The sequence below is a fragment of the Kitasatospora sp. P5_F3 genome (assembly GCF_054049135.1).
Genome location: NZ_JBFUMY010000123.1, coordinates 1 through 8,454 on the forward strand (window position 1 = coordinate 1; position 8,454 = coordinate 8,454).

The 8,454-nt window shown below is 72.2% G+C and carries 8 protein-coding genes; 2 read left to right on the forward strand and 6 right to left on the reverse strand.

The genetic code is table 11. The features are described from left to right. The 6 genes from ACXJMZ_RS35235 to ACXJMZ_RS35260 form a co-directional block, all read right to left on the reverse strand. Positions 1-934: AAA family ATPase (locus ACXJMZ_RS35235; protein WP_457034098.1), on the reverse strand; the 934-nt coding region annotated here is incomplete at its 3' end. Positions 935-1,013: 79 nt separating this feature from the next. Then, entirely contained in the window at positions 1,014-2,045 is a 1,032-nt protein-coding gene (locus ACXJMZ_RS35240) for an ABC transporter permease (protein WP_457034091.1), read from the reverse strand. Beyond that, entirely contained in the window at positions 2,042-3,619 is a 1,578-nt protein-coding gene (locus ACXJMZ_RS35245) for a sugar ABC transporter ATP-binding protein (RefSeq protein WP_457034092.1), read from the reverse strand. The genes ACXJMZ_RS35240 and ACXJMZ_RS35245 overlap by 4 nt, the downstream gene beginning before the upstream one ends. Before the next feature lie 77 nt (positions 3,620-3,696). After that, entirely contained in the window at positions 3,697-4,737 is a 1,041-nt protein-coding gene (locus ACXJMZ_RS35250) for a substrate-binding domain-containing protein (protein ID WP_457034093.1), read from the reverse strand. 284 nt (positions 4,738-5,021) lie between these two features. Next, positions 5,022-6,125 carry an ROK family protein gene (locus ACXJMZ_RS35255; protein ID WP_457034094.1) on the reverse strand — a complete coding sequence of 368 codons (1,104 nt, stop codon included), beginning with the start codon at positions 6,123-6,125 and terminating at the stop codon, positions 5,022-5,024. Positions 6,126-6,175: 50 nt separating this feature from the next. Further along, the gene (locus ACXJMZ_RS35260) at positions 6,176-6,733 is read right to left on the reverse strand and encodes an ATP-binding protein (protein ID WP_457034095.1); all 558 of its coding nucleotides are present in this window, start codon (positions 6,731-6,733) and stop codon (positions 6,176-6,178) included. Positions 6,734-7,213: 480 nt separating this feature from the next. Between ACXJMZ_RS35260 and ACXJMZ_RS35265 the strand changes: the two genes are divergently transcribed. Together ACXJMZ_RS35265 and ACXJMZ_RS35270 are read left to right on the forward strand one after the other, a co-directional pair. Next, on the forward strand, positions 7,214-7,732 hold the full coding sequence (locus ACXJMZ_RS35265; RefSeq protein WP_457034096.1) for a hypothetical protein: 519 nt from the start codon (positions 7,214-7,216) through the stop codon (positions 7,730-7,732). A 15-nt stretch (positions 7,733-7,747) separates the two neighbouring features. Further along, positions 7,748-8,110, forward strand: a complete 363-nt coding sequence (locus ACXJMZ_RS35270; RefSeq protein ID WP_457034097.1) for a hypothetical protein — start codon at positions 7,748-7,750, stop codon at positions 8,108-8,110. Positions 8,111-8,454: the final 344 nt, after the last annotated feature.

An 8,454-nucleotide genomic window follows, 5' to 3' on the forward strand; every position in this document is an offset into this window, starting at 1 on the left:
CGCCGAGCACGGCGGCGGCCCGGACGACCGCGGCGGCCGGAGGGGCGAGCAGGGCGGTCCGGTCGGCGACCAGCTCCCGCACGGCGCGCGGTGCCCGGCCGGTGGTCGGCGGGCGGCCAGGCACCTGAGGGGCGGTCAGTTCGCCCAGCACCTCCTCGACGGCCAGCGGAAGACCTCCGCTGGACTCGTACAGCTGACGGACCAGGGCACCGGTGGCGGCCGGGCCGAGGGCGGCCACCGCCAGCTCACGGACCTGCGGCTCGGTCAACGGGGCGAGCGCGATCTCCGTCCCGCCGACTCCGACCGGGCGCCGGTAGGGGACGCCGAGCACGTTGCCGTGGCCGGGCAGCTCGTCGGCCCGGTAGCCGAGGACCAGGCGGAGCTGGGCCGGCGGGTTCCGGGCCAGCAGCACCAGGAGTTCCCGGGTGTCGTCGTCCGCCCACTGCAGGTCCTCGACCAGCAGCACGACCGGGCCGACCAGCCGCAGCAACTCGTGGACGGCCCGCATCAGTTGCTGGCGCGGGGTGCCCACCCCCGGTGGCCGATGACCGGCCTGGCCCGGCAGTCCCGGGCATCCCGGAAGGCCCGGCAGGTGCCCGGCGAGCGGAGCGGTGACCTGGCCCAGCCGGGTGCCGGCCGGGAGGAGCGGCACAGCCTCCCGCAGCGCCTCCAGGACGGCGCCGAAGGCCGGCGGCTCGCGCAGCGGGTGGCACCAGCCCCGGAGCACCGCGAGGCCGATGGCCTCCAGCCCCGGTTCGGCCTCGCGGAGCAGGCGGGACTTGCCGCTGCCCGCCTCCCCCTCGACCAGGACGACGGCCGGACCGTCCCGCACCACGGCCAACAACCGGGCCAGCTCCGCCTCCCGGCCCACGAAGGCGAACCTTCCGGCGGTGCGGCGGCCCGTCGGGGTCCCGCGTCGGTCGGGGCCTGGCATCGTCACGCACACTTCCGTAGGTCGGTCGACAGGCCCGGAGGACCGGTGGCTCGGGGGCACCACCGGTCCTCAGGGAGCGTCAGGCGGGGAGGCCGACGGCGCGTTCGCCGCTGCGCCGCTGCTGGATGACGACGGCGATGACGAGCAGGGCGCCTTGGGCGACGTTCTGCCAGAAGGAGTTGATGCCTTGGACGGTGAGGCCGTTCTCCAGCGCCCCCAGCAGCGCGACCGCGAGCAGGGTGCCGCCGACGCCGCCCTTGCCGCCCTTGAGGGCGGCGCCGCCGAGAGCTGCGGCGGTGATGGCCTTGAGCTCCAGGCCCTCGCTGCCGGAGACGGGTTGGCCGGATCCGGTGCGGGCGGTGAGCAGGATGCCGGCGACGGCGGCGACGACGCCGATGAGGGCGTAGACGGCGATGAGGTACTTGTTGATGTTGATGCCGGCCAGGCGGGCGGCGGTGTCGTTGCCGCCGACGGCGTAGAGGTTGCGGCCGATGTCGGTGTACTTGAGGAGCAGGTGGACGCCGGCGGCGGTGAGGATCAGGATCCAGACCATGACGGGCAGTCCGGCGATCTTCCCGCGGCCGAGGAAGACGAAGACGCCGTCGTTGAGGACATAGCCCTGCGCCCGCCCGTTGGACAGGAGTTGGGCCAGGCCCTTGTAGGCGGCGAGGCCGGCCAGGGTGGCGATGGTGGGGTTGACCCGGCCGTAGACGATGACGGCGCCGTTGAGCAGGCCGATCAGCACGCCGACGCCGACGGCGGCGGCCATGCCGAGGTAGGCGTTGCCGCTGGTGGTGGTGAAGGCCATGGCGGAGACGACGGAGGCGACGCCGGCTTGGGAGCCGACGGAGATGTCGAGGCCGCCGCAGATGATGACGACGGTCTGGACTATGGCGAGCAGGCCGGTGATGGTGGCGGCCTCGGCGATGACCTGGATGTTGGGCAGGCTGAGGTAGTTGTCGTTCAGCGTGCCGAACAGGGCGAGGACCACGACCAGGGCGCCGACCAGGCTGAGGTTCTGGCCGCCGACGGAGGCCAGGACGGTGAGGCGGCCCTCGGCGGGGCCGCGGTGCGCGCCCACGGCCGGCGGGGTCTTGGTGGTGGTGCTCATGCGGGTGCTCCAGGAGTGTGGGCGGGGGCGATGTCGTCGGCCATGGCAAGGGCGAGGATGGCCTCCTCGGTGGCTTCGGTGCGGTCGAGTTCGCCGGTGATGCGGCCGTTCTGCATGACCACCACGCGGTCGGCGAGGCCGAGGACCTCGGGGAGTTCGGAGGAGATCACCAGGACGGCGACGCCTTCGGCGGCCAGGTCGGCGATGATCCGGTAGATCTCGGCCTTGGCCCCGATGTCGATGCCCCGGGTGGGCTCGTCCAGGATCAGCACCTTGGGCTTGCGGGCCAGCCAGCGGGCCAGCACCACCTTCTGCTGGTTGCCGCCGGACAGCTTGCGCACCTCGTGCTCGATCGAGGGGGTTCGCACCCGCAGCCGGTCGGTGAACTCCTGTGCCAGGGCGCGCTCCTGGCTCCGGCGGACGAACCGGAAGCGGCGCAGCCGCTCCAGTACCACCAGCGAGGTGTTGTCGCGGATCGAGCGGTGCAGGAAGAGGGCCTGGGCCTTGCGTTCCTCGGGGGCGAGGCCCAGTCCGGCCCGGATGGCGTCGCCCGGGCGGCCGGGGCGCAACCGCACGCCGTCGAGGGTGGCGGTGCCGGCGTGGACGGGGAGGTCGCCGGCCAGGGCGAGGGCGAGTTCGGAGCGCCCGGCGCCGATCAGCCCGGCCAGGCCGACCACCTCACCCGCGTGCACCTGGAGGTCGATGTCGTGCACCGTGTCGGTGGTCAGGCCCTGCACGTCCAGCACCAGGCGGTCGGTGGCGACCCGGGTGCGGGTGAACATCGAGGAGAGGTCGCGGCCGACCATCAGGCGCACCAGGTCACCCTCGCTGGTGGTGGCGGCGTCCTGCACGCCGGCCAGTGCTCCGTCGCGCAACACGGCGATGCGGTCGGCGAGTTGGAAGATCTCCTGCATCCGGTGCGAGACGTAGACCACCGCCACGCCCTGGTCGCGCAGTCGGCGGATCAGCGCGAACAGCGCGTCCACCTCGTGCTCGGAGAGCGAGGAGGTGGGCTCGTCGAAGGCGATCACCTTCGCCTCACCCGTCAGCGCCCGCAGGATCTCCACCAACTGGCGCTGCGCGGGGGTGAGTTGGGAGCCGAGGAGGTCCGGATCGAGGACCTTCTCGAAGCCCAGGCGCTTGAGGTCGGCGGTGATCCGGGCCCGCAGGGCGGCCCGGTCCAGGCGGCGGCCGGCCTTGCGGGGCAGCGCGCCGGCGTAGACGTTCTCGGCGACCGAGACGTGCGGGATGATCTCCGGCTCCTGCGGAATGATCCGGATACCCAGGCGGCGGGCGTCGGTCGGCGAGGAGAGCCGGACCGCCCGGCCGTCCAGGACCACACCGCCTTCGGTGGGCTGGTGGTCACCGGTGAGGATCTTCAGCAGGGTGGACTTGCCGGCCCCGTTCTCCCCCATCAGGGCCGTCACCTGACCTGCCGGGAAGTCGAGGGTGACCCCCTCCAGAGCCCGCACCGCACCGAAGCGCTTGGAGAGGTGCCGCACCCCGGCACTGCCGGAGGTCTGCGGGGCGGTCGGCGGTCGGGGATCCGGGCTGGTTTCGCGGGCTCTGCTCATCATGGTCGCCTTCGGTCGTGCGGGAGGGTCCGAGGGCCCGCTCCCCGGGGAGGGGGAACGGGCCGACTGAGGGAGCGTCAGCTGCAGCTGACCCCGGCGGACTTCCAGGTCGTCGCGTCGACCATGGTGGTGGAGGCGAACGCCTCCTTCGGGAAGTCCTTGCCGTTCTTGAGCCGGTCGTACATGGTCTGCACCGCCAGGGCTCCGACCTCCTTGCCGTTGATGAACAGCGCGGCCTTCATCCCCGACGGCTTGTCGCTGCCCCAGTTCTTGCAGGCGAGGTAGGCGCCGAGGCCGACGCCGATGACCCGGTCGGAGCCGATGCCCGCGTTCTCCAGCGCCGTCACCCCGCCCTGCACGTTCTCGTCGTTGCAGCCCCAGACCACCCAGTTCTTGACGCCCCGGTTGGCCGTCACGGTCGCGGCGATCTTGTCCTGGGCGCCGGTCGGGGTGTTGTCGGTGGCCACGTCGATGTTCTGCACGCCCGGCACGGCGGCGGTGAAGGCGTCCTTGGCGGCCTTCACCCGGTCACCGCAGACGGTCACGTCCTGCTTCCAGGCCGAGATCGTCCTGGTCTCGGCCGCGCTCCAGCCCGCCTTCTTGAACTCCTCGGCGGCACGCTTGCCGACCTCACCGCCCATCTGCTGACCGGAGAAGCCGATCCGGGCGACCAGGTCCTCCTTGGCGCAGGCCGACGGATCGGGCCCGCTGGTGCAGATCTGGTCGTCCGAGGTCAGCAGCGCCACCTTGGCGTCCTTCGCGGCCTGCACCACCTGCGGACCGACCGCCGGGTCCGGCACCACGATGATCAGGCCGTTGGTCTTCTGGGCGACGGCCGCCTGGACCTCGCTGACGGTCTTGTTCGCGTCGCTGCCGAGGTTGACCACCTTGAGGTCGACGCCGAGCTCGGCCGCCTTGGCCCGCGCTCCGGCGGCCTCGCCGACGAAGTACTCCTGGTCACCCTGCTTCTGCAGGTACGTCATCGAGATCTTGCCGCTGACCGGTGCGACCTGGGTCTCGCCCGAGCCGGCCTGCTGGCCGGTCGAACACGCGGTGGTCAGGCCGAGGCCGAGCAGCAGGACGGCTGCGGCGGCGGTGCGGCGGGGGGTTCTGGACATGAGGTGCTCCTTCACGATGAATCCCACAGGACCAAACATTTCCTTACGGGATGCAACATATGACAGCGGCGTGAATCGCCGAGGTCAAGTAACTTCCGCAGTCGAGATCAGCTTGTGACCAATGGGCTGACGCAGCATCAACTACGGTGTAGAGATGGCGAATTAGCGCGTGTCGAGCAGCGCTGGATCACGTACGGAGGGGCCGCCGAGGCAGCACGGATCGCGCGGCCGGCCCACGGGAATGCGTACGGAACAACCATCAGAACCAAACAGCTGGGGGCCCGTCAACGAATGGGCGCGCAATCCGTTCCAACGGCCGCTTTCTGACGGGAGAGCACCAGGTGCACCCCACCGAGCCGGACGGCCCGGTCGCCGAGCGTGGAGCACATCACCGGCACGGGCTGCGACTCCCCGCCGGGCAGCGCCCGCAGCGCGGCCGCCAGCGGTGCGGCGAGCCCGTCGTCGGGAGCCGCGAGCGCACCACCGAGCACCACGACGGACGGGTCGTACAGCAGCGCCGCCGTCGTCACCGCCTCCACCACCAACCGGGCTCCCTCTCCGCCCGGCACAGGTGGCGGCGCCTCCCCCGGCCGGCCGCCCGGAGGCCGCAGGTACGCGTCCAGGCAGCCCAGGCGGCCGCACCGGCAGACCGCGCCGTCCGGCCGGACCACCACGTGCCCCAGGCTCCCGGCCCGCCCGGTCGGCCCCCGGTGGAGCACCCCGCCGAGGACCACACCCAGCTCGACCCGGTCGGTCCAGGTGACGCACAGCAGGCTGTGCACACCCGCCGCCCCGCCCTTCGCGTGCTCCGCGAGCGCGGCGAGCGCCGCGCTGCCGACCACCTCGACCGGGACGCGCCAGCGCTGCCGCAGCAGGTGGACGAGGGCGGCCGGCCACTGGTCGGCCACCTGCCCCGACTCCTCCGCGTACGTCCGCGCGCCGACGGCGAGGGCGACTCCGGTCAGCAGCTCGGGACCTGACGAGGTGTCGGCCAGCACGCCCTCGGTGCAGTCCAGCACCGCCTGCGCCACCGCCTGCCGGGACAACCCCGGCGGAAGGTCCACCCGCCGCTGCGCCAGGGCGAGTTGGGTCCGGCTACCGACCATGACGGCCAGGTGGCGCGGGCCCAGCTCGACGGCCAGGGCGGTACCCGCCGCCGGATTGAACGAGACCAGCGAGGGGCGGCGGCCGGCCCGGCCCAGGATCACGGGCCGCTGGGTGACCAGCCCCCGCTCCTCCAGTTCGACGACCAGGCTGGACACCGTGGTCGGCGAGAGTTCACTGCGCCTGGCGAGCATCTGCCGGGTCGCCGGGCCGTACCGACGGAGCAGGTGCAGCAGCAGCGCCCGGTGGGTGGCCCGCCGGAATGCCTGGCCCCGTTCGGGCACCCGCGCCCCGCCGACACCCGACCCCGGGCCCACACCCGGGCCGACGGCCGTCATCGGCCGGTCTCGCACCGAGCGAGGTCGGCCTGCTCCAGACGCACCAGGACCTCGACCACGGTGCCGTCCGGGCCGGTGGCGACCACGCAGCGATCGACCAGGGCCCGGACCAGACCGAGGCCCCGTCCGCAGCGGACGGCGTCGTCGGCCTGGCTGTGGCGCGGCTCGAACCGCTGCAGCCAACGTCCCCGGTCGCGCACCACCATCCGCAGGCCGCCCGGACTCAGGTCGACCAGCACCGCGACCGAACGACTCCCGCTGTGCAGGACGGCGTTGGTCGCCAGTTCGCTGACGACCAGGCAGGCGGTGTACCCGGCGCCCTCGGAGAGCCCCTGCCACCGGGCCCAGGCACGGACGAAGCGGCGCAGCTGGGGCACCGAGGCACTACCCGCCCCGGCGGCGCAGACCGCCCGGCCGAGTCCACGGTGCACGGCAGCCGGGAGGGCGACGACCGGAGCGGTGACGACCGGGAGGGTGACAGCCGGGACGGTCACGGCCGGGACGGTGACGACCGGCCCGAGGGCGGCCGCGTCGGAAATGAGGATGGGGGGCATGGCGCTCTCCCGGGTCTGTGCTCCCCGGTCGCGGGCACGCCGGAGCCGCGCCGTGGAGGCGCACGAGGATCCGAGGTCCGGTGCCGCGGGGGGCGGTTCGGGCAGGTGGTGTCCCTGCGGATGCGCCGGGAGGACCGATCCGGGAAGAGTGTGCCAATGGGCCGGTTCCTCCGGTGCTCCTCCATGAAAGCCCCGCAGGTCCGCCCCGTTCCACTGCTTCCGGTGCCATTTTCCGGTGTCGTTTCCGTCTCGGGTAGGGGTTCACCAGGTAGCGGACACCGCTCGGATGGGTAGTACGGGCCGGGGCCCGTCAGCCTGTTGACTCCCGCGCCGAGCGCGCTGTTTCATGTTCGAAACAACGTTGACTTCTGTTCGTTTCTGAGCCATTCGGGGACACTCCCCCGATCTGCGTCGCTCCGAGCAGTGGCCCACCCTCCGCCACGCTCACCCACCCGTGCCGCAATCCGCCCGAGGATCCCCATGCCCAGAACCGGTAGACCGCCCCTCCTCCTCCGCCTTCCGCGTGCACCGCTCGGCCTGCCGGCGGCCTCGCTCGCCCTGGCCGTCGCCCCCCTCGCGGCCACCGTTCCCGGCACGGCCTCGGCCGTCTCCACCCCCGCAGCGACCACCGTCACCATCGACGACTCCGAGTCCAGCCGCATGCGGACCCCCACCACGGTCAACTGCACCACCGGGGACGAGTGGTGGATGATGAAGCAGGCCAAGGAGCGGAGCCCGGACATCAAACTCGCCGCGCTCAGCTGGGGAGCCCCGGGGCGGGTCGGCGGCGGCGAGTTCTGGTCCACCGGCACTGTCGGCTACCTGACGAGCCCGCTCGGCTGCGCCAGGCAGCAGGGCCTGACCGTCGACTACCTCGGCGGCTGGAACGAGAACGCCTACGGCATCGGCTGGTTCAAGGAGTTACGCACCGCCCTGGACGCGTCCGGCAATGCCCGCGTCCGGACCGTGGTGTCGGACGACCGGGGAGTCGGTGCCTGAAAGGTCGCCACCGACGTGGTGGCCGACCCCGCCTTCGCCGACGCCGTCTCGATGATCAGCGCCCACTACCCCTGCCAGGGCGGCAACGGCGGCGAGGCGTACTCGTGCCGGGTCGACGCGGCTGCGCTCGACTCCGGCAAGCCGCTCCGGACCGGTGAGAACGGCTCGCACGGGCTCTCCGGCGGTGCGGTGCACGTCTGGGCCACCGACGTGAAGGACCCCAACTCCCCCACGAACGTGGAGCACCGGGCCGATCTCACGCCCGTCGACGGCTCCTACTCCCTGACCGTCAGCAGACACCGGTCAAGCACCCGGCTGACCATCTCCGAGTGCAAGCAGAGCGACCCGCGCCAGCGGTTCGCCCTGCGCAGAGCCTGACGCACCAGCAGTGACCGGCCTGCCCCGACCAGGGGCGGGCCTTCCCGTCTCGCACCGGCGGATGAATTCGGGGAATTCCATCCCGGCGCAAATGGGAAATTAAAACGGCCCAGGACCCCCATTGCCGCAATGGCAGGAATGCAACGGTCACGAGCAGGACATTTCCCATCGCGGACCTTGACGGAAATACGTAACAAGGATTTCATGTGGTGCATTCCGTTTGGACATGTTGATTCTTGACGGCTCCGGATTGTCCACCCCGACACGCATCCGAACCCCGAGATCGACCCACCCCGATCGCGATCCCCCCACCCCCACCCCCACCCCCACCCCCACCCAGGGAG

Excerpts from the sequence above, each read along its gene's own strand:
- ACXJMZ_RS35240 (WP_457034091.1), bottom strand. The coding sequence starts at position 2,045 with ATGAGCACCACCACCAAGACCCCGCCGGCCGTGGGCGCGCACCGCGGC.
- ACXJMZ_RS35245 (WP_457034092.1), bottom strand. The coding sequence starts at position 3,619 with ATGAGCAGAGCCCGCGAAACCAGCCCGGATCCCCGACCGCCGACCGCC.
- ACXJMZ_RS35250 (WP_457034093.1), bottom strand. The coding sequence starts at position 4,737 with ATGTCCAGAACCCCCCGCCGCACCGCCGCCGCAGCCGTCCTGCTGCTC.
- ACXJMZ_RS35260 (WP_457034095.1), bottom strand. The coding sequence starts at position 6,733 with ATGCCCCCCATCCTCATTTCCGACGCGGCCGCCCTCGGGCCGGTCGTC.
- ACXJMZ_RS35265 (WP_457034096.1), top strand. The coding sequence starts at position 7,214 with ATGCCCAGAACCGGTAGACCGCCCCTCCTCCTCCGCCTTCCGCGTGCA.